Genomic DNA, 16,996 nt, shown 5'->3' with positions numbered 1-16,996 from the left:
GTTTTCACTTTGCGTGCTTATCCTGGAGACAGTATGTCGGACTTCGTGTAGGGTTGGCCCCGAATGTAACCACTATTGGTCTTAGGGATAAGGCGATAAGTCTGAGAATGCGCAACGTCATATGAGTACCGTACCCGCACAACGCGAATATTTCCTTGATTCTATTCGGGCCTGGCTCATGCTGCTGGGGATCCCATTTCACATCTCATTGATCTATTCGAGCCACGTCTGGCACGTCAATAGCGCCGAGTCCTCGTGGTGGCTGACGCTATTCAACGATTTTATCCATTCCTTCCGGATGCAGGTCTTTTTCGTTATTTCTGGCTATTTTTCCTACATGCTTTTTCTGCGCTACCCGCTTAAACGGTGGTGGAAAGTGCGCGTCGAGCGCGTCGGCATCCCGATGCTCACCGCTATTCCCCTGCTCACGCTGCCGCAATTTATTATGCTGCAGTACGTAAAAGGCAAAGCGGATACCTGGCACAACCTGTCGCTGTACGAAAAATACAATACCCTCGCCTGGGAACTGATCTCGCACCTGTGGTTCCTGCTGGTGCTGGTGGTGATGACCACGATCTGCCTGTGGCTATTCAGCCGCATGCGCCGCCATCTCAGTACCCGGACGGAGACATTTTTTGCCAACATCAGCTGGGGCAAACTGTCGATTCTGTTTTTACTGCTGGGCATTGCCTATGCTGCGCTGCGCCGCACGCTGTTAATGGTTTACTCGCCGATCCTCAGCGACGGTCTGTTTAATTTTGTGGTGATGCAGACGCTCTTCTATCTTCCTTTCTTTATGATTGGCGCGCTGGCATTTGTGCATCCCAAACTGAAAGCCCTGTTCACTACCCCATCGCGCGGCTGCACCCTCGGGGCGGCGCTGGCGTTTGTCGCCTATCTGCTGAATCAGCGTTATGGCAGCGGTGATGCGTGGATGTATGAAACCGAAAGCGTGATCACCATGCTGCTGGGGCTGTGGATGGTAAATGTGGTCTTTGCCCTGGGGCACCGCCTGCTGAACTTTAAATCCGCGCGCGTGACCTATTTTGTCAACGCCTCGCTGTTTATCTATCTGGTGCATCACCCGTTGACGCTGTTCTTTGGCGCTTATATCACGCCGCATATCAGCTCAAATCTGCTGGGCTTTATCTGCGGACTGGTGTTCGTGGTCGGGATTGCGATTGCGCTGTATGAAATTCATCTGCGTATTCCGCTGCTGCGCTTCTTATTTTCCGGTAAACCGGCCAGCAAACCCAATAACACCCCGCAGGCCACCAGCTAAATGTTGTGCGCCGGTCACTGAACCGGCGCCGCTTTACAGCAGCCACTCTACGGGTAGCCAGTAGGCCAGCCGCACCAGCATCCGCTGCCAGAAACGGGTTTTGGGTTCCTTTGTGTGCACAATTTCCTCTCCATCCTTGCGCTCAATCCAGTTCAGTCGTCCCAGACTGTCCAGCTTTATCTGCCAGGCCTCATGGCGTTGACTGCGGACAAAACGGGTATGGATTAGTCGCGCCAGCACCTCGCTTTCAATGACAAAGCCCATCTCGGTATTAAGCATGGTTGACCGGGGATCAAAATTAAGCGAACCAATAAACACTTTCTCACCGTCGATACTGAACGTCTTGGCATGCAGGCTGGAACCGGAGTTCCCGGTAATACCGCGGTCGTGCACCACCGGTACGCCATCCTGGGTCGGCTTAAGTTCATACAGTTCAATGCCGTGGCGCAACAGCTTCTTGCGCCAGCGGGCATAGCCTGCATGCACCACGGCGACATCGTTAGCCGCCAGGGAATTGGTCATAATGGCGACTTTTACCCCTTTACGAACCATCTGCAGCAGCAGGGCTACCCCCGCCCGGGTCGGAACAAAATAGGCGGAGATAATCGCAATTTGCTCCACCGGCGAGCCCATGACGTCCAGCAAACGCTGCGGCAGCAGCGAATGGCGTTTTGCCCTGCCCTGCCCTTTACGCGGATCGTCACTGAGCAACCGGGTTTTCGCCCAGATCAGCGGCAAATTACCGGCCTCGAGGCGGGTAATAAACTCGCTGGACTGGAGTTTATCCAGATAGCGGCGGGTGATATCGTCCCGATACCACTCTTCAGGCGGGTGAATTTTATCTTCGATCTCGGTCTCCGAGAGCTCCAGCACCTGCTGGAGCGTGGAAACCGAGGCGCAGTTCCAGTAGCGTTCAAAATCATCGGCCACGTCCTGAACTACCGGACCTGTTGCCATCACATCCAGATCGGAGAATAAAGGCTCCTCGCCCGCGCCAAAATAGGCATCCCCGATATTTCTGCCACCAACAATAGTGACTTCCCCGTCCACGGTAAAACTCTTGTTATGCATTCGCCGGTTGAGTCGGGCGAAGTCCGTGAGGTAACCAAGAGCGCGCAGGGTGCGAAATGAGAAAGGGTTAAACAGACGAACGGAGAAATTGGGATGTGCGTCCAGCAGGCGCAGGATAGCGTCCAGCCCCTGCGTATTGTTGTCATCCAGCAGCAGACGCACCCGCACGCCGCGCATGGCGGCGGAGAGCAACACGGAAAACAACAGTCTTCCGGACATGTCATCTTCCCAGATGTAATACTGCACATCGAGGGTCTTTTCCGCCATCTCCGCCAGCCGGTAACGGCAGGCGAAGGCGTCAAGACTGTTATCAAGAGGGAGAAGACCACAAAGGCCAGGATGAGCAGAGCTGACCGGCGCAATAGCGCGCCCAAGTCGCGTGTTATGCGTCGGTTTCCTGACCTCGTTGGGTAAGCAGTCGCTTGTATAGCCGGGCATTTTCTTCATCATAGCAGACAAAGTATACCCGCTCCGGCAGAGGCTTGCGGGTGAGATAATCCGAAACCGTATTAACGGCGATTTCTGCCGCTGCGGCACGCGGATAACCGTACACGCCGGTGCTGATTGCCGGGAATGCGAGGGTATGATAGCCGTTGGCTGCCGCCAGGTTCAGGCTGTTGCGATAAGCCTCTTCCAGGATCCGGGCTTCATGACGATCGCCTCCATGCCAGACGGGGCCAACGGTGTGGATCACCGCTTTGGCTGGCAGGTCGCCTGCCAGAGTAATGACCGCCTGGCCCGGCGCGCATTCGCCCTGCTGCTGACGTACCACCTTGCAGGCCTCCAGCAGTGCGGGCCCGGCCGCCCGGTGAATGGCGCCATCCACGCCGCCACCGCCCATCAACGAGGGATTGGCGGCATTGACCACCACATCGACATGCAGGGTGGTGATATCACCGAGAAAAACTTCAATACGCGAGTTCATAATCAACCTCTGCTGACGCTTTTTTCTTAAGTGTATCGCAGAGGATGGGGTGTGTAAGCCCTGCAATCAGAAAACCGCCCCGCCTTAGCGGTAATCCACCTGAACAATAGCCAACGATTTTTCAGGGTTAATGTACTTCATACTGATGGTCGCGCGATCCGTTACAGCAGCCCCATATAAGGCATCTGAATAGCTCACCTGTTGGGTATGCATTTTTGTATTCTGCGGACAGGTCACCGAAATGGTGTGCGACGCCGGGGAGATCACGCAGGGATCTTCGACAACCTGTCCGGTGAAATGGATGACTGTCGCGGCATAAGCCGGGGTGAACGTCACCGCCATCACGAGCGCGGCGGAAAGTTTGATACGGGACGAGATCATCGGTGCGATCCTTAATGAAAATCGTCCTTGATGATAATAAGACAGGCCCCGGGCTGGGCTGTCGACTGGCATCGACGATGCCAGCAACATCAGAATAACCACACACAAACATTTACGCTACACTAATCAATCCATTGATTTCATGAATGTTTTACCCATTACGCTTTTGACGGCGGCCACTGCTGCGACAGGTGCAGTGATTTGCCATCCGACACCGTAACAATGACATTCACTTTGTCGTTGGGTCCCGAGTTAACGGTCATTCGGGAAAGATTGACCGTTTTATTAGCCGGTAATGAGACGGTATTTTGCTGCCGCGAGGTACTCTGCCCACCGGGTCCGCTGCGCGAGGTGAGGATCTGCACCTGGCATAAACAGGGTTCGGTCACCGTTACCTGAGGAATAATGGTCAACATTTCGCCTTCAGTGGCCGTCTGAAAGGTAATCTGGCTGGTGAGCGCAGCAAGCAGTAAAAGTGTATTCATGATCTTCTCCCAAAAAAAAACAGGGCCTCAGCCCTGTTTTTTCGTCGTACGGACGTCAGCGTTAGTACTGGCCAGCAGTAACGGTGTTGCCGAAGCCAACCTGAGTGATGTTAGCGGTAGCACCGTTAGAGGTCTGATTCAGACTCACTTCGTTACGACCACCAGACTGACGAACGTTAGCGGTGAGGTCACGACCACTCCACTGGCTGATGGTCGCTTCGTTACCCTGGCCACGCTGGTTCAGGTCGATTTCGCTGTTATCAGCGCCCTGTGACAGGTCAGCATCGTTACCGAAACCGTTCTGAGTTACGGTGATTTCAGACCCACGAGCGTCGCTCTGCAAAGCGTCTACGTTGTTACGACCACCGTACTGATAAACAGTCAGGGTTTCTGGGCTAACGTTATTTCCACCATTGTTGCCGCCGCCATGATTATTGCCCCATTGTGGAATGGAGCCAGCCATAGCACTGCCAGAAACCACGATTGCTGCAATTACTGCCACTTTTAAAAGTTTCATTGTAAAGCCCCCATCGGATTGATTAATTCATCACTCAATAGCTAGCGTTGGATTACGCGAATCGCCATTTGTGACTGTCTCTGCACTACAACTGCCGTTTTTTGCGTACCGTACTGCGTAATATTCGCTCTGTTACCAGAACCTTTCTGAATAATCATTGCGGTATTACCATATGCACCTTGATTAATACTCGCACTGTTCGAGTTCCCTTTTTGATCAACGTAGGCAAGGTTATAACTGCCTGATTGTTCAATGTTCGCCCGATTATTTCCGCCTTCCTGGGAAACGACAGATAACAATTTCGTGCCCTGCTGGAGAACAGTTGCGTTATTATTAACGCCCTGCTGCCCAATAATAGCGGCCTGGTTATAGGATGATTTACTCAATTCATTAACCGCAAAATTGTATTCTGAAGCTGCCAAATCAGGGGTAGCGAAAACAAATCCAGGTGCACCCAGTAATGTAAACATCAATAACAACTTGTTCTTCATGTTATCACCCTGGACCTGGTGGTAAAATAACTTGCGTTAACAAGGTGAAATATTTTGTTAACCCGGCGTTACGATGAAGAGTATGTCTGCCGAAACAATTTTAATATCTCACCCGCCAGTTGTATTTTTATTTCCATCGTCACCCCAAAGTATTAAAAAAAATTAAACACCCCGGTGATACAGCGGTTTAACAGGCCTTTTAAAAAGCGCATATACAGATTTCGGAAATGGATAGCGGTGAAAATGCTGATTTGCCGTTTCGCCTGCCTTGCAGGGGAGTTTGACGATATATCCATGAATGCGTGACAAACTCCGTGATTTCTTAAGACGTTTACACATTGTAAAAATAGGCTTAGCGTTTTGACCAGGCTCATACCTTACCCTTAAAGGCGCCTTAAATATATATTTCTTAATAATCAACAAGATAATATAATTTGTATGATTTTTAAAATGTGTGCATCAATATGTTTGTGTACAACTTTTTGATGAAGTCTCATCAATTCATGAACTCAAATTTTACAAGTTAATATTGATTTTTACATCTCGTTACATGTTTAACACTTGCTTTAAAAATCGTAATAGCTAGATTGAAAACAGAAGTTCGGCATTGTTATTTTATTTTCCCTTACTTCAAGGGATATGGTCTTTCTTCTACACACAGCAGTGCAACATCTGTCAGTGCTTCTGGTGCCCCCAATAATATTATTGGGGGCAGCTGCCAGATGTTTCAAAAAAGGGGTTTCATCATGTTTAATGAAGTCCAAAGCTTTCATGGTCAGACATTATTGTTAGTGACCAAGCCTTCTTTACAGGCGACAGCCTTACTACAGCATTTAAAGCAAAGTCTTACATTGAGCGGAAAATTGCATAGCATTCAACGCTCTTTCGATGACATTGCGCCTGGCAGTATTATTCTTTTCGATATGATGGAAGCGGATAAAAAACTTATCCAATACTGGCAAGATATTTTAAGCAGAAAAAACAACAATATCCGTGTGCTATTGTTGAATACGCCTGAAGAGTATCCTTTCAGGGATATTGAAAGCTGGCCGCATATCAATGGTGTCTTCTATGTCAACGAGGACGAGACGCGCGTGGTTGATGGCCTGCAGGGCGTTCTGCGTGGTGAATGCTACTTTTCGCAAAAACTTGCCAGCTACCTCATAACGCATTCCGGAAATTATCGCTATAACAGTTCAGAGTCTGCGTTGCTGACCCATCGCGAAAAAGAGATTCTGAATAAATTACGCATCGGAGCTTCAAATATTGAAATCGCCCGTTCGTTATTTATCAGCGAAAATACGGTTAAGACCCATCTTTATAATCTTTTCAAGAAGATAGCTGTTAAAAACCGGACGCAGGCGGTTTCATGGGCGAACGATAACCTCAGGCGTTAACAGTATGAAACGCACAATGAGTTGGATTGCCGCAGCAGGCTTTTGGCTTGCTGCCGGGAATCTGCATGCGGTTGAAGTTGAGGTTCCAGGATTGTTAACCGACCACACTGTCTCGGCAGTTGGACACGCTTTCTATCGCGAGTTCAGCGACAAATGGGAAAGTGACTATCCTGGGAACTTAACGATTAATGAACGGCCCAGTGCGCGATGGGGAAGTTGGATCACCATAACGGTCAATCAGGACGTTATATTCCAGACATTTTTATTCCCAACGAAAAAAGACCTCGATCAAAACGTGGTCTTCGCTCTGGCTCAAACCGAAGAAGCAATAAATCGTCTGCAGATCGATAAAGCTCTGCTCAGTACCGGCGATTTAGCGAAAGACGAATTTTAATTCGGAGGCATTCATGCGTGTTGTCCATGCAGCTATTGCTTTAATGCTCATTCCATCGTTGAGCTGGGCCGGAAATATGACCTTCCAGTTCCGGAACCCTAACTTCGGTGGTAACCCCAATAACGGCTCTTTTCTTTTAAACTCGGCCCAGGCGCAAAACTCCTATAAGGATCCGAGCGCCGACGATGACTTCGGTATTGAGACCCCAAGCGCCCTGGATAACTTTACCCAGGCGATCCAGGCCCAGGTTCTGGGCGGATTATTGACCAACATCAACACCGGTAAACCGGGCCGTATGGTGACCAGCGACTTTATTGTCGATATCGCCAATGCGGACGGACAAATGCAGTTAAATGTCACGGACCGGAAAACGGGGAGAACGTCCACCATTCAGGTTGCTGGCTTGCAAAATAACTCTACCGACTTCTAAGCAATGTCGAGATAAGGACAATAATCATGCAGCGCTTTCTCATACTTGTTGCAGTATGCTTATTGAGCGGTTGTTTAACTGCTCCCCCGAAACAGGCGGCAAAACCGACATTAATGCCTCGCGCCCAAAGCTATCGTGATTTAACCCAGTTACCACTGCCAACGGGTAAGATCTACGTGTCGGTTTACAATATTCAGGATGAAACGGGTCAATTTAAACCTTATCCGGCAAGTAACTTCTCCACTGCTGTCCCGCAAAGCGCCACCGCGATGCTGGTCACGGCGTTAAAAGATTCTCGCTGGTTTATTCCTCTGGAACGCCAGGGGCTGCAAAACCTGCTCAACGAACGCAAAATCATTCGTGCAGCGCAGGATAACGGCACCGTGGCGATGAACAACCGTATTCCGTTGCACTCTCTCACGGCGGCAAACGTCATGGTTGAAGGCTCGATTATCGGTTACGAAAGTAATGTGAAATCGGGGGGCGTGGGGGCGCGCTACTTCGGTATCGGCGGTGACACCCAGTACCAGCTTGACCAGATTGCGGTGAACCTGCGTGTGGTCAACGTCAGTACCGGGGAGATCTTATCCTCCGTCACCACCAGCAAAACGATTCTCTCTTACGAGGTTCAGGCCGGGGTGTTCCGCTTTATCGACTACCAGCGACTGCTGGAAGGCGAAATCGGCTATACCTCGAACGAACCGGTGATGCTGTGCCTGATGTCGGCTATCGAAACCGGGGTAATCTTCCTGATTAACGACGGTATCGATCGCGGCCTGTGGGACCTGCAAAACAAGAACGAAGTGAAAAACGATGTTCTGGTGAAATACCGCGAGATGTCATCGCCGCCAGAATCCTGACAGAAAGCGCATTAAAAAGGCGAGACCGGGGTCTCGCCTTTTTTATTTGCTTAACGCCGTGACGTTTCGCGTCCTGTCTCTGCGCGCCGCCAGCCACAGTCCGCTGTTTTTCATCGCGTAGCCAAACACCAGCCCTAAGGCCAGCGAAGGAACCACCAGCCGCCAGTCCCCCTGCCCTGCAAAGGTGGCGCAGGCGCCCATAAAGGTGCCGGGTACAAACGACAGCAGCAGATGTTTCGCCTGGATACACATCAAAAACGCCACCACGCCGGTCATGACGTAGCCGACAATCTCCAGATGGGGTGCCAGCGCGCTGCCGTGGATAATAATCATTGCCCACACCACACCGCTGATCAGCGTACACGCCGAGATAAACAACCCCTTCATGCCACCCTGTGGGCAGGCGAAATAGGCCGTGCAGCCCAGAAAACCCGCCCAGCTCAGGAGGCCAAGGGAGACGGCGACCCATCCCCATATGCCGGAGAGGATCCCTGTTGTGATTGCAATAGAAAGTAATATGTTCATGGCGCGCATCTTAGCAGATACGCGGCCATGAAATGAGATCAAGAACACATAATATGCAAATTGAGATTTGCTGTTACATTAATAAAGTGATCCAGATCACTCTTCGTTCTCTTCCTGCAGCTCGTCCCACATAGCGGCAACGGCGTCGCGGGTGAGAGGTGCCATAGTGCGCCAGAACGGCGACGCAGCATGCGCCTCTACCTTGCCGAGAAACGCCCCACACCAGGGTAAAATGTACTCCCCAAAGAGCGTTTCCAGCGCCTCGTTTTCGTCTTCTGCCGCGTGATCTTCAATCCACGATGCCGCCAGCAGCAGCGTGCCGATATGATCGGCTGGCGTATCGGTCAGCGGCATACCGCGTGAAGAGAGAAACGCACGTACTTCTGCTTCGGTAGCCCCCTCTTCCCATGCGGAGCGATAAGGCGACACGCGACACTCTTCCCCGACAAACAGCGCGTTGTAATCGGCTGCGATCTGCTGCATGTCGCAGCTGTTTTGCAGACGCAGCAGCAGCTCATCCTGCTCAAGCGGCCAGCTCTGGGCCAGCTTGCCTTCGCGGATCAGGGTAAACAGCGGCACCAGCAGCGGATCCTGCGGCTGACGATAGTAGAGGGAACCCAGTACGCGGCAGAGGATGGAAAACTCGTTCATTTATTTAGTCCATTACACAGTTAAAAATCAGCAAATTCGGCGATCGGCGCCATACCACGCGACGCCAGGAAGTCGAGTAAACGACGTGGCGTCACGTTCAGAATGCGCTCTTCAGGGAAGCCTACCGCATCGAGGATCTTGCGGCACTCGCTAAAATCACCCAGCGTAAAGGCGGTATGGGAGTCGGATCCCAGCGCCACGTATCCGCCGGCGTCACGCACCGCCGCCGCGACGTCACGGCAGTTCGCTTCACTGCCCTTGCGGGAGTGAATAAACGAGGAGTTGTTGATCTCCAGCGCTACGCGATGCTCTGCCGCCGCACGGGCGACGGCCTGAATGTCGATAGGGTATTTCGGATTGCCCGGATGGCTGATGATATGCACGTTGCCGCTGGCAATAGTGGCAATCATCGCCTCGGTATTGGTGGCTTTGTCCTGCGGGGCAAATACCGGCTCATGAAAACCGGCGAGGATCAGATCCAGCGAGGTCAGCATCGGGCCGGTACAGTCAATCTCACCCTGGGTGTTTTTGATGTTGGCCTCAATTCCGCGCAGGATCCCCACGCCATCCACCACCCGCGGCCAGATACGCATATTCACAAAGTGCCAGTAGTGCGGGGCATCTGCCATATCCGGACCATGATCGGTGATCGCAAAGAGCTTGATGTTCTTTACCTTTGCCTGGGCGATGTAGTCATGAAGATTGCTGTAGGCGTGAGTGCTGGCGACGGTGTGCATATGCAGGTCAACGGGGTACATCGTTCTCTCCTCTCGTGTTTCCCAAAGGATAGCAGTTATCCCAGGCGTTTATTAGCAAAAACCCGGCGATGGCCGGGTTTGACTCAGTAACCGCGCTGCCTGTCGACCTGCCCGGTGACCGGCTCGCCTTTTTCCAGTTGGGTGATGGTGCGCGCGATATAGGCCACGGCTTCGGCCGGACGCGTCACCGCCGCCACGTGTGGCGTCATGGCCACGCGCGGATGGGCCCATAAAGGATGGTCGGCAGGCAACGGCTCTTTACTGTAGACATCCAGCATCGCCCCTTTCAGCTTGCCACGCTCCAGCGCCGCCAGCAGATCGGCCTCCACCACGTGAACGCCGCGCGCCAGGTTCATCAGATAGCTGTTATCCGCCAGCTGATTCAGCAGACCGCTATTGATGATCCCGACCGTCTCCGCCGTATTTGGCAGGAGGTTAATCAGCACCCGCGTGCCCTGTAAAAACTGCGGCAATTCATCTATACCGGCAAAGCTGGTCACGCCAGGGTAGTCCTTACGGGTGCGGCTCCAGCAGCGCAGCGGGAAGCCCCAGGGCGCCAGCGCCTCGGCCACCTTAGAACCCAGCACCCCGGCCCCAAGAATACCGATGGTAAAATCTTCGCGCTGATAATCCGCCAGCGGCTCCCAGCGGGCTTGCTGTTTTAACGCCTGATAGTCATCAAAGCGGCGGAACCAGTGCAGCACCTGGCTTACGGCATACTCCTGCATCTGCTGGCCCATGCCGGTATCTTCAAGGCGAAACAGGGGGATCGTCTCCGCCAGCATTTCCGGGTGCGCTTTCAGTTTGCTGAGGATCGAATCCACCCCGGCGCCGAGGGCAAACACCGCTTTCAGATTACGCCCCTGCAGCATCTCTACCGGGGGATGCCACACCAGCGCATAATCCGCCGGTTCGTTATCACCGCGTTTCCACTCGCGAACCCGCGCGCCCGGCAGCGCCGCCGTAAGCGTTTTAATCCAGTAAGCGTTATCAAATGTTGGGTGGTAAAAAATGATGTCCATTGCGATTGCCTTCTGTTGCGCTATTTTACTTTCATTTTCAACTGCATCGCAGCATAGCAAAATTTGTTGCCGCGGTCGTTGTTGATAAAAAAGGCACTTTCAGCACAATTAGAAATCAGGTTGGTTGAAGTTTGTCTCAACGCGCTAATTTACTGAAAAAGTTGATTGACGTAAGTAAGGCTTTTCCTTACATTAGCGCCCGTCCCAGCAACAACGGGATGACAATATGGTGAGGTGTCCGAGTGGCTGAAGGAGCACGCCTGGAAAGTGTGTATACGGCAACGTATCGAGGGTTCGAATCCCTCCCTCACCGCCATATTTAAAGAAGAGCTCGCATGAAAATGCGGGCTTTTTTTTCGCATGTAGCACGCCGCCGGGAGGGATGAGACCCCTCGACTGAGGGTTCGACAACTGGCGACAGCCAGTTGGACAGCCTGAGAGCGCAGCGAACAGGCTGCCCGCAGGGCGAGCGAAGCGAGTCAATCCCTCCCGGTGCTATATGCAACACCGTGCGGTCTTCATGTCGGGTGGCGCTAACGCTTACCCGACCTACAAAATCCAGACCCGGCCTCGCCCCGTAGGCCTGACAAGCGCAGCACCATCAGGCGTTTTCACCAAATGCAACTCCGTGCGGCCAGCCTGTCGGGTGGCGCTAACGCTTACCCGACCTACAAAATCCAGACCCGGCCTCGCCCCGTAGGCCTGACAAGCGCAGCACCATCAGGCGTTTTCACCAAATGCAACTCCGTGCGGCCAGCCTGTCGGGTGGCGCTAACGCTTACCCGACCTACAAAATCCAGACCCGGCCTCGCCCCGTAGGCCTGATAAGCGCAGCGCCATCAGGCGTTTTCACCAAATGCAACACCGTGCGGCCTGCTTGTCGGGTGGCGCTAACGCTTACCCGACCTACAAAACCCAAACCCGGCGTCACTCCTCCACCATCCGCGCATACTCCCCGGTCAAAAAATCCACCAGCGTTCTGACGGACGGTAACAGCCCACGCCGCGAAGGATAGACCGCGTGGATCACCTCCCGCCGTGGCTCCCACGCCTCGAGCACTTTTATCAGCTCCCCCGACGCGAGTTGATCCTTGACCATCAAAATCGGCAGCTGGACCAGGCCCACCCCTGCCATCGCCGCTTCCCGCAGCGCCAGCATGTCGGTCGTAATCAGGCGCGGTTGAAAATGGATCTCCGCCCGGGCCCCGTCCGGCCCGCTCAGCGCCCACTTATGCACCTGTTTCCCCTCCCCCATACTCAGGCCGGGCCAGGCGCTGAGTTCAGACGGCACCACTGGCGTGCCCAGCCTGTCAATCAGCTGCGGCGAGGCCACCAGACAGTGCCCTCTGTCGGCCAGCACCCGCAGGACCAGATCGCTGTCGTCAAAGGGGCGCGGGCGCACGCGGATCGCCACATCAATGCCCTCCGCCACCAGATCCACCCGCCGGTTAGTTGCCTCAAGCTGCAAATTGATGCCGGGATAGCGCGCCATAAACTTCGCCAGCATCGGCCCGACGTGAACATGCAGGAGCGTCACCGGGCAGGTGATCCTGACCATGCCGCGGGGTTCAGCCTGCAATGCCGCGACGGCTTCCTCCGCGGCCTCGGCTTCTACCAGCATCGCCTTACAGTGCTGGTAGAAGGTATGCCCCACCTCCGTAACCGCAAACTGGCGGGTGGTGCGCTGGATCAAGCGCACGCCGAGCCGCTCTTCCAGCTGGGCAATCCGGCGGCTAAGTTTAGATTTTGGCTGATCGAGCGCCCTGCCTGCCGCCGCGAAGCCGCCATGATCCACCACTTTCACAAACCATACGAAATCATTGAGATCCTGCATAACGTCCTCATCGTTCCATTTCTGGAACAGTGCATGTCATTTTCGCTATCTACCGGGATATTAAACCTGAATATAAGCTAATTACATCAACAGAACATCAGGAGAAGACGATGAAAAACGTTACAGGCATTTATACCGCACCCCGCCAGCACTGGGTTGGCGACGGTTTCCCGGTGCGCTCGATGTTTTCTTACCAGACCCACGGCGAACCGCTTAGCCCGTTTTTACTGCTGGACTACGCCGGGCCGCACAGCTTCCCGGCTGATGGGGCAAAGCGCGGCGTGGGTGAACATCCCCACCGTGGCTTTGAGACGGTCACCATCGTCTATTCCGGCGAAGTGGAGCATCGTGACTCGACGGGTAAAGGTGGCGTGATTGGCCCGGGTGACGTCCAGTGGATGACGGCCGGTTCCGGCATTCTGCACGAGGAGTTCCACTCCAGCGCCTTTGCGCAGCAAGGGGGCGAATTAAAAATGATGCAGCTGTGGGTCAACCTGCCGGCGAAAGACAAGATGGCGACACCGGGCTACCAGAGCATCACTAAGAACCAGATTCCGGTGGTGGCCCTGCCCGATAACAGCGGCGAACTGCGGGTGATTGCCGGGCGCTACGAGGACGTGACCGGCCCGGCCCACACTTACTCCCCGCTGAACGTCTGGGACATCGCCCTGCGTCAGGACAGTCATCTGACGCTCGCTCAGCCAGAAGGCTGGAGCACGGCGCTGGTGGTGCTGGAAGGCAGCGTGACGGTGAACGGTTCCGCCCAGGCGGGTGAAGCGCAGCTTGTTGTCCTGAGTCAGGAAGGCGAGAAGCTGCATCTGGAGGCCAGCAGCGACGCCAAAGTGCTGCTGATGGCCGGAGAGCCGCTGAACGAACCGATTGTCGGCTACGGCCCGTTTGTGATGAACAGTAAAACCGAAATCGCTGAAGCTATTCGCGATTTTAATTCCGGCAGCTTCGGCCAGATCTGAACGTAATAAAGGAGAGAACCATGTCTACCCCAGCTAACTTTAACGGTGCACGTCCGGCTATTGATGTGAATGATGCGGTGATGCTGCTGATCGACCACCAGAGCGGCCTGTTCCAGACCGTTGGTGACATGCCGATGCCGGAGCTGCGTGCCCGCGCTGCGGCGCTGGCGAAAATCGCCAGCCTGGCGAATATCCCGGTGATCACCACCGCCTCCGTGCCGCAGGGGCCAAATGGGCCGCTGATCCCGGAGATCCACGCTAACGCCCCGCATGCGCAGTACGTAGCGCGTAAAGGTGAGATCAACGCCTGGGATAACCCGGAGTTCGTGGCCGCCGTGAAGGCGACCGGACGCAGGACGCTGATTATCGCCGGCACCATCACCAGCGTCTGCATGGCTTTCCCGTCGATAAGCGCGGTGGCTGACGGCTATAAAGTCTTTGCGGTGATCGATGCCTCGGGCACCTACAGCAAGATGGCGCAGGAGATCACCCTGGCGCGGGTGGTGCAGGCGGGCGTTGTCCCTATGGACACCGCGGCTGTGGCCTCGGAGATCCAGCGCACCTGGAATCGTGAGGATGCGGCGCAGTGGGCAGAAGTCTACACGCACATTTTCCCGGCGTATCAGTTGCTGATTGAAAGCTACGGCAAGGCGCAAGAGGTGGTGAAGAACAGCGAAGCCCTCGATTCGCAGCGTTAAGGGTTAGCTCCACGGCCCGAAAACCGTGGAGCTGATTATTGCTTAACCGAACGCGCGGTAAAGCAGAAAATCTGCTTGACCGATTTAGCCCGACTCCCTATAGTAGCGCCCCGTTGCCCCCGAGAGGAAAGGCAGCAAAACAATATGGTGAGGTGTCCGAGTGGCTGAAGGAGCACGCCTGGAAAGTGTGTATACGGCAACGTATCGAGGGTTCGAATCCCTCCCTCACCGCCATATTTAAAGAAGAGCTCGCATGAAAATGCGGGCTTTTTTTTCGCATGTAACACGCCACCGGGAGGGATGAGACCCCTCGACTGAGGGTTCGACAACTGGCGCAGCCAGTTGGACAGACCGCGAACGCAGTGAGTGGGCTGCCCGCAGGGCGAGCGAAGCGAGTCAATCCCTCCCTCACCGCCATATTTAAAGAAGAGCTCGCATGAAAATGCGGGCTTTTTTTTCGCATGTAGCACGCCACCGGGAGGGATGAGACCCCTCGACTGAGGGTTCGACAACTGGCGCAGCCAGTTGGACAGACCGCGAACGCAGTGAGTGGGCTGCCCCTTCATCACCCCTATAAAAAACAGCCCGTACTTTCGTACGGGCTGTTTTACGCGTCCTTAACTTACTGTACGACTTCCCGGTAGAGAAGATGTCTCACCCGAATTCACATCCTTTTCACCTTTAGGTTCTTTAACCCAATGATCGGCATTTTTAATCCCAAGCCGAATCGGATCAAATTGCGGATCGATACCTTGCGCCTTTTGCGCTTCATAATCTTTAAGACTGACAAATGCTTTTTTATGTAAAAGAACAATTGCAATAATGTTAAGCCACGCCATCAGACCGACCCCAATATCGCCCAAGCCCCATGCCAGATCCGCAGTACGCACGGTGCCATATACCGTAGACGTTAACAGAAATATTTTCAGCAAGAACGTCAGCCATGGGCGGTGAATTTTACGGTTGATATACGCGATATTCGTTTCTGCAATGTAGTAGTAGGCAATAATAGTTGTGAAGGCAAAGAAGAACAGCGCAATGGCAACAAAGTAATTACCAAAGCCAGGCATCATGCTTTCCATCGCGGTCTGCACATAACCAGGGCCTGCCGCCACGCCCGCAATGCCCGTGTAGATTGCCGCGCCGTCGACGCCCTGCACGTTATACAGCCCGGTAATCAATAACATGAACCCGGTCGCGGAACAGACGAACAGCGTGTCGATATAGACTGAGAAGGCCTGCACCAGCCCCTGTTTCGCCGGATGACTCACTTCGGCCGCTGATGAAGCATGTGGCCCTGTACCCTGTGCCGCTTCGTTGGAATAAACACCGCGCTTAACACCCCACATTATCGCCTGACCCAAAACAGCACCAAAGCCCGCTTCAAGGCCAAATGCGCTTTTCCAGATCAGCAGAATAACGGAAGGAAGTTGGTCAATATTAAGGGCGATAATAACGCAGGCGACAATAATATAGCCGAGTGCCATAAAGGGAACGACCATGCTGCTAAAGCTGGCGATCCTTTTCACACCACCAAAAATAATAAAACTTAACAATATAGCCAATAATGCGGCGGTGACATTTGGACTGAGCCCAAAGGCAATATCCAGGCTGGCGCCAATAGAGTTTGCCTGCACGCCGGGAAGTAATAATCCGCAGGAGAAAATAGTCACTATAGCAAATAACCATGCGTACCATTTTACGCCCAAACCTTTTTCAATATAAAAGGCGGGACCGCCACGATATTCGCCATTGATTTTTTCTTTATAAACCTGACCCAGAGTGGATTCAACAAAAGCAGAGCTGGCGCCCAAAAACGCCACCATCCACATCCAGAATAGCGCGCCAGGCCCACCAAACGTAATGGCGGTCGCCACGCCAGCGATGTTCCCGGTCCCCACGCGTCCCGCCAGCGTCATTGTCAGCGCCTGAAACGACGATACGCCTGCATCCGTGGCACGCCCCTGAAACATCAGAGCCACCATATGTTTGACATGGCGTAATTGAAGAAAGCGACTACGCAGTGAGAAATAGAGACCGACACCCAGGCATAAAAATATTAACGCCGGGCTCCAGATAACACCATTAATTGCACTAACCAGTTCGTTCATGTATGGCCCTCAGCGTGATGGTCCAGAGAAAAGTCTTTCCTGGAGTTTCTTTTTAGAATTGTGTCTGAATGACTACGAAACATAGATAATAGCCCGAAAGTTACCAACTTAATATTCGCCTGGCAGTAATGAATTGTGACAACATTCACGTTTAATTGATTATTTATAATTAGCCTGATCATGGTTCTAATAGA

19 protein-coding genes, 2 tRNA genes and 1 other RNA gene are annotated in these 16,996 nt (G+C 53.4%); 10 read left to right on the top strand and 12 right to left on the bottom strand.

Annotated elements, in window-relative coordinates; genetic code table 11:
* Positions 1 to 121 precede the first annotated feature (121 nt).
* Positions 122 to 1,282 (top strand): glucans biosynthesis protein MdoC, encoded by a 1,161-nt coding sequence (mdoC, locus tag ACP4QI_RS07990; protein WP_156263439.1) that lies wholly within the window; start codon positions 122 to 124, stop codon positions 1,280 to 1,282.
* 33 nt (positions 1,283 to 1,315) lie between these two features.
* On the opposite strand, the gene ACP4QI_RS07985 is transcribed toward mdoC, so the two are convergent.
* From ACP4QI_RS07985 to csgB, 6 genes are all read right to left on the bottom strand, one after another.
* Positions 1,316 to 2,800 (bottom strand): phospholipase D family protein, encoded by a 1,485-nt coding sequence (locus ACP4QI_RS07985; protein ID WP_185902421.1) that lies wholly within the window; start codon positions 2,798 to 2,800, stop codon positions 1,316 to 1,318.
* Complete coding sequence (gene ymdB / locus ACP4QI_RS07980) at positions 2,736 to 3,278, bottom strand: O-acetyl-ADP-ribose deacetylase (protein WP_156263437.1); 543 nt, start codon at positions 3,276 to 3,278, stop codon at positions 2,736 to 2,738. The genes ACP4QI_RS07985 and ymdB overlap by 65 nt, the downstream gene beginning before the upstream one ends.
* Positions 3,279 to 3,362: 84 nt before the next feature.
* Positions 3,363 to 3,749 carry a type 1 fimbrial protein gene (locus ACP4QI_RS07975; RefSeq protein WP_231312671.1) on the bottom strand — a complete coding sequence of 129 codons (387 nt, stop codon included), beginning with the start codon at positions 3,747 to 3,749 and terminating at the stop codon, positions 3,363 to 3,365.
* Between the two features lie 68 nt (positions 3,750 to 3,817).
* The gene (csgC, locus tag ACP4QI_RS07970; protein WP_142489038.1) at positions 3,818 to 4,144 is read right to left on the bottom strand and encodes a curli assembly chaperone CsgC; all 327 of its coding nucleotides are present in this window, start codon (positions 4,142 to 4,144) and stop codon (positions 3,818 to 3,820) included.
* A gap of 61 nt (positions 4,145 to 4,205) precedes the next feature.
* Positions 4,206 to 4,661, bottom strand: coding sequence for a curli major subunit CsgA (csgA, locus tag ACP4QI_RS07965; RefSeq protein WP_142489037.1), 456 nt, complete (start codon positions 4,659 to 4,661; stop codon positions 4,206 to 4,208).
* 41 nt (positions 4,662 to 4,702) lie between these two features.
* Positions 4,703 to 5,152, bottom strand: coding sequence for a curli minor subunit CsgB (gene csgB / locus ACP4QI_RS07960; protein WP_142489036.1), 450 nt, complete (start codon positions 5,150 to 5,152; stop codon positions 4,703 to 4,705).
* Between the two features lie 746 nt (positions 5,153 to 5,898).
* Here csgB and csgD point away from each other — a divergent pair.
* From csgD to csgG, 4 genes are read left to right on the top strand one after another with little or no spacing between them, the layout of a single operon-like run.
* Entirely contained in the window at positions 5,899 to 6,549 is a 651-nt protein-coding gene (csgD, locus tag ACP4QI_RS07955; RefSeq protein ID WP_142489035.1) for a biofilm master transcriptional regulator CsgD, read from the top strand.
* A 4-nt stretch (positions 6,550 to 6,553) separates the two neighbouring features.
* Positions 6,554 to 6,943, top strand: coding sequence for a curli production assembly/transport protein CsgE (csgE, locus tag ACP4QI_RS07950; protein ID WP_142489034.1), 390 nt, complete (start codon positions 6,554 to 6,556; stop codon positions 6,941 to 6,943).
* A 13-nt stretch (positions 6,944 to 6,956) separates the two neighbouring features.
* Positions 6,957 to 7,373 (top strand): curli production assembly/transport protein CsgF, encoded by a 417-nt coding sequence (gene csgF / locus ACP4QI_RS07945; protein WP_142489033.1) that lies wholly within the window; start codon positions 6,957 to 6,959, stop codon positions 7,371 to 7,373.
* 26 nt (positions 7,374 to 7,399) lie between these two features.
* On the top strand, positions 7,400 to 8,233 hold the full coding sequence (gene csgG / locus ACP4QI_RS07940) for a curli production assembly/transport protein CsgG (RefSeq protein WP_032617498.1): 834 nt from the start codon (positions 7,400 to 7,402) through the stop codon (positions 8,231 to 8,233).
* Positions 8,234 to 8,275: 42 nt separating this feature from the next.
* On the opposite strand, the gene ACP4QI_RS07935 is transcribed toward csgG, so the two are convergent.
* The 4 genes from ACP4QI_RS07935 to ghrA all read right to left on the bottom strand — a co-directional run bounded on the left by ACP4QI_RS07935 (position 8,276) and on the right by ghrA (position 11,189).
* Positions 8,276 to 8,758, bottom strand: coding sequence for a DUF1097 domain-containing protein (locus tag ACP4QI_RS07935; protein WP_426494897.1), 483 nt, complete (start codon positions 8,756 to 8,758; stop codon positions 8,276 to 8,278).
* 96 nt (positions 8,759 to 8,854) lie between these two features.
* Positions 8,855 to 9,409, bottom strand: coding sequence for a TorD/DmsD family molecular chaperone (locus tag ACP4QI_RS07930; RefSeq protein WP_142489031.1), 555 nt, complete (start codon positions 9,407 to 9,409; stop codon positions 8,855 to 8,857).
* Positions 9,410 to 9,429: 20 nt separating this feature from the next.
* The gene (locus ACP4QI_RS07925; RefSeq protein ID WP_426494898.1) at positions 9,430 to 10,167 is read right to left on the bottom strand and encodes a phosphatase; all 738 of its coding nucleotides are present in this window, start codon (positions 10,165 to 10,167) and stop codon (positions 9,430 to 9,432) included.
* A gap of 83 nt (positions 10,168 to 10,250) precedes the next feature.
* Positions 10,251 to 11,189, bottom strand: a complete 939-nt coding sequence (gene ghrA / locus ACP4QI_RS07920) for a glyoxylate/hydroxypyruvate reductase GhrA (RefSeq protein ID WP_285127943.1) — start codon at positions 11,187 to 11,189, stop codon at positions 10,251 to 10,253.
* A 228-nt stretch (positions 11,190 to 11,417) separates the two neighbouring features.
* Between ghrA and ACP4QI_RS07915 the strand changes: the two genes are divergently transcribed.
* Positions 11,418 to 11,505, top strand: a tRNA-Ser gene (locus ACP4QI_RS07915).
* Between the two features lie 611 nt (positions 11,506 to 12,116).
* Here ACP4QI_RS07915 and ACP4QI_RS07910 read toward each other — a convergent pair.
* Positions 12,117 to 13,022, bottom strand: coding sequence for a LysR family transcriptional regulator (locus tag ACP4QI_RS07910; protein WP_426494899.1), 906 nt, complete (start codon positions 13,020 to 13,022; stop codon positions 12,117 to 12,119).
* 110 nt (positions 13,023 to 13,132) lie between these two features.
* Between ACP4QI_RS07910 and ACP4QI_RS07905 the strand changes: the two genes are divergently transcribed.
* The 4 genes from ACP4QI_RS07905 (at position 13,133) to ACP4QI_RS07890 (ending at position 15,108) form a co-directional block, all read left to right on the top strand.
* Entirely contained in the window at positions 13,133 to 13,993 is an 861-nt protein-coding gene (locus ACP4QI_RS07905) for a pirin family protein (RefSeq protein ID WP_426494900.1), read from the top strand.
* 20 nt (positions 13,994 to 14,013) lie between these two features.
* Complete coding sequence (locus tag ACP4QI_RS07900; RefSeq protein ID WP_156263403.1) at positions 14,014 to 14,691, top strand: isochorismatase family protein; 678 nt, start codon at positions 14,014 to 14,016, stop codon at positions 14,689 to 14,691.
* A gap of 146 nt (positions 14,692 to 14,837) precedes the next feature.
* Positions 14,838 to 14,925: transfer RNA gene (locus ACP4QI_RS07895), tRNA-Ser, on the top strand.
* A 45-nt stretch (positions 14,926 to 14,970) separates the two neighbouring features.
* Positions 14,971 to 15,108: non-coding RNA, RtT sRNA (locus ACP4QI_RS07890), on the top strand.
* A 200-nt stretch (positions 15,109 to 15,308) separates the two neighbouring features.
* Here the strand turns inward: ACP4QI_RS07890 and ACP4QI_RS07885 are convergent.
* Positions 15,309 to 16,802: an alanine/glycine:cation symporter family protein gene (locus ACP4QI_RS07885; protein WP_426494901.1), complete on the bottom strand. Its 1,494-nt coding sequence runs from the start codon at positions 16,800 to 16,802 to the stop codon at positions 15,309 to 15,311.
* Positions 16,803 to 16,996 lie beyond the last annotated feature (194 nt).

Origin of the sequence: Leclercia sp. TB492, from assembly GCF_049974505.2 — a bacterium.
Taxonomy (GTDB): domain Bacteria; phylum Pseudomonadota; class Gammaproteobacteria; order Enterobacterales; family Enterobacteriaceae; genus Enterobacter; species Enterobacter adecarboxylatus_C.
This window is presented reverse-complemented; position numbering and strand designations above follow the sequence as displayed.

Bases quoted from the DNA above. Each gene is read 5' to 3' on its own strand.
- csgB (WP_142489036.1), bottom strand. From the start codon at position 5,152: ATGAAGAACAAGTTGTTATTGATGTTTACATTACTGGGTGCACCTGGA.
- ACP4QI_RS07935 (WP_426494897.1), bottom strand. From the start codon at position 8,758: ATGAACATATTACTTTCTATTGCAATCACAACAGGGATCCTCTCCGGC.
- ymdB (WP_156263437.1), bottom strand. From the start codon at position 3,278: ATGAACTCGCGTATTGAAGTTTTTCTCGGTGATATCACCACCCTGCAT.
- ACP4QI_RS07900 (WP_156263403.1), top strand. From the start codon at position 14,014: ATGTCTACCCCAGCTAACTTTAACGGTGCACGTCCGGCTATTGATGTG.
- ghrA (WP_285127943.1), bottom strand. From the start codon at position 11,189: ATGGACATCATTTTTTACCACCCAACATTTGATAACGCTTACTGGATT.
- csgE (WP_142489034.1), top strand. From the start codon at position 6,554: ATGAAACGCACAATGAGTTGGATTGCCGCAGCAGGCTTTTGGCTTGCT.
- csgF (WP_142489033.1), top strand. From the start codon at position 6,957: ATGCGTGTTGTCCATGCAGCTATTGCTTTAATGCTCATTCCATCGTTG.
- mdoC (WP_156263439.1), top strand. From the start codon at position 122: ATGAGTACCGTACCCGCACAACGCGAATATTTCCTTGATTCTATTCGG.
- csgD (WP_142489035.1), top strand. From the start codon at position 5,899: ATGTTTAATGAAGTCCAAAGCTTTCATGGTCAGACATTATTGTTAGTG.
- ACP4QI_RS07905 (WP_426494900.1), top strand. From the start codon at position 13,133: ATGAAAAACGTTACAGGCATTTATACCGCACCCCGCCAGCACTGGGTT.
- csgG (WP_032617498.1), top strand. From the start codon at position 7,400: ATGCAGCGCTTTCTCATACTTGTTGCAGTATGCTTATTGAGCGGTTGT.
- ACP4QI_RS07975 (WP_231312671.1), bottom strand. From the start codon at position 3,749: ATGTTGCTGGCATCGTCGATGCCAGTCGACAGCCCAGCCCGGGGCCTG.
- csgC (WP_142489038.1), bottom strand. From the start codon at position 4,144: ATGAATACACTTTTACTGCTTGCTGCGCTCACCAGCCAGATTACCTTT.
- ACP4QI_RS07910 (WP_426494899.1), bottom strand. From the start codon at position 13,022: ATGCAGGATCTCAATGATTTCGTATGGTTTGTGAAAGTGGTGGATCAT.
- ACP4QI_RS07885 (WP_426494901.1), bottom strand. From the start codon at position 16,802: ATGAACGAACTGGTTAGTGCAATTAATGGTGTTATCTGGAGCCCGGCG.
- ACP4QI_RS07925 (WP_426494898.1), bottom strand. From the start codon at position 10,167: ATGTACCCCGTTGACCTGCATATGCACACCGTCGCCAGCACTCACGCC.
- csgA (WP_142489037.1), bottom strand. From the start codon at position 4,661: ATGAAACTTTTAAAAGTGGCAGTAATTGCAGCAATCGTGGTTTCTGGC.
- ACP4QI_RS07985 (WP_185902421.1), bottom strand. From the start codon at position 2,800: ATGAAGAAAATGCCCGGCTATACAAGCGACTGCTTACCCAACGAGGTC.
- ACP4QI_RS07930 (WP_142489031.1), bottom strand. From the start codon at position 9,409: ATGAACGAGTTTTCCATCCTCTGCCGCGTACTGGGTTCCCTCTACTAT.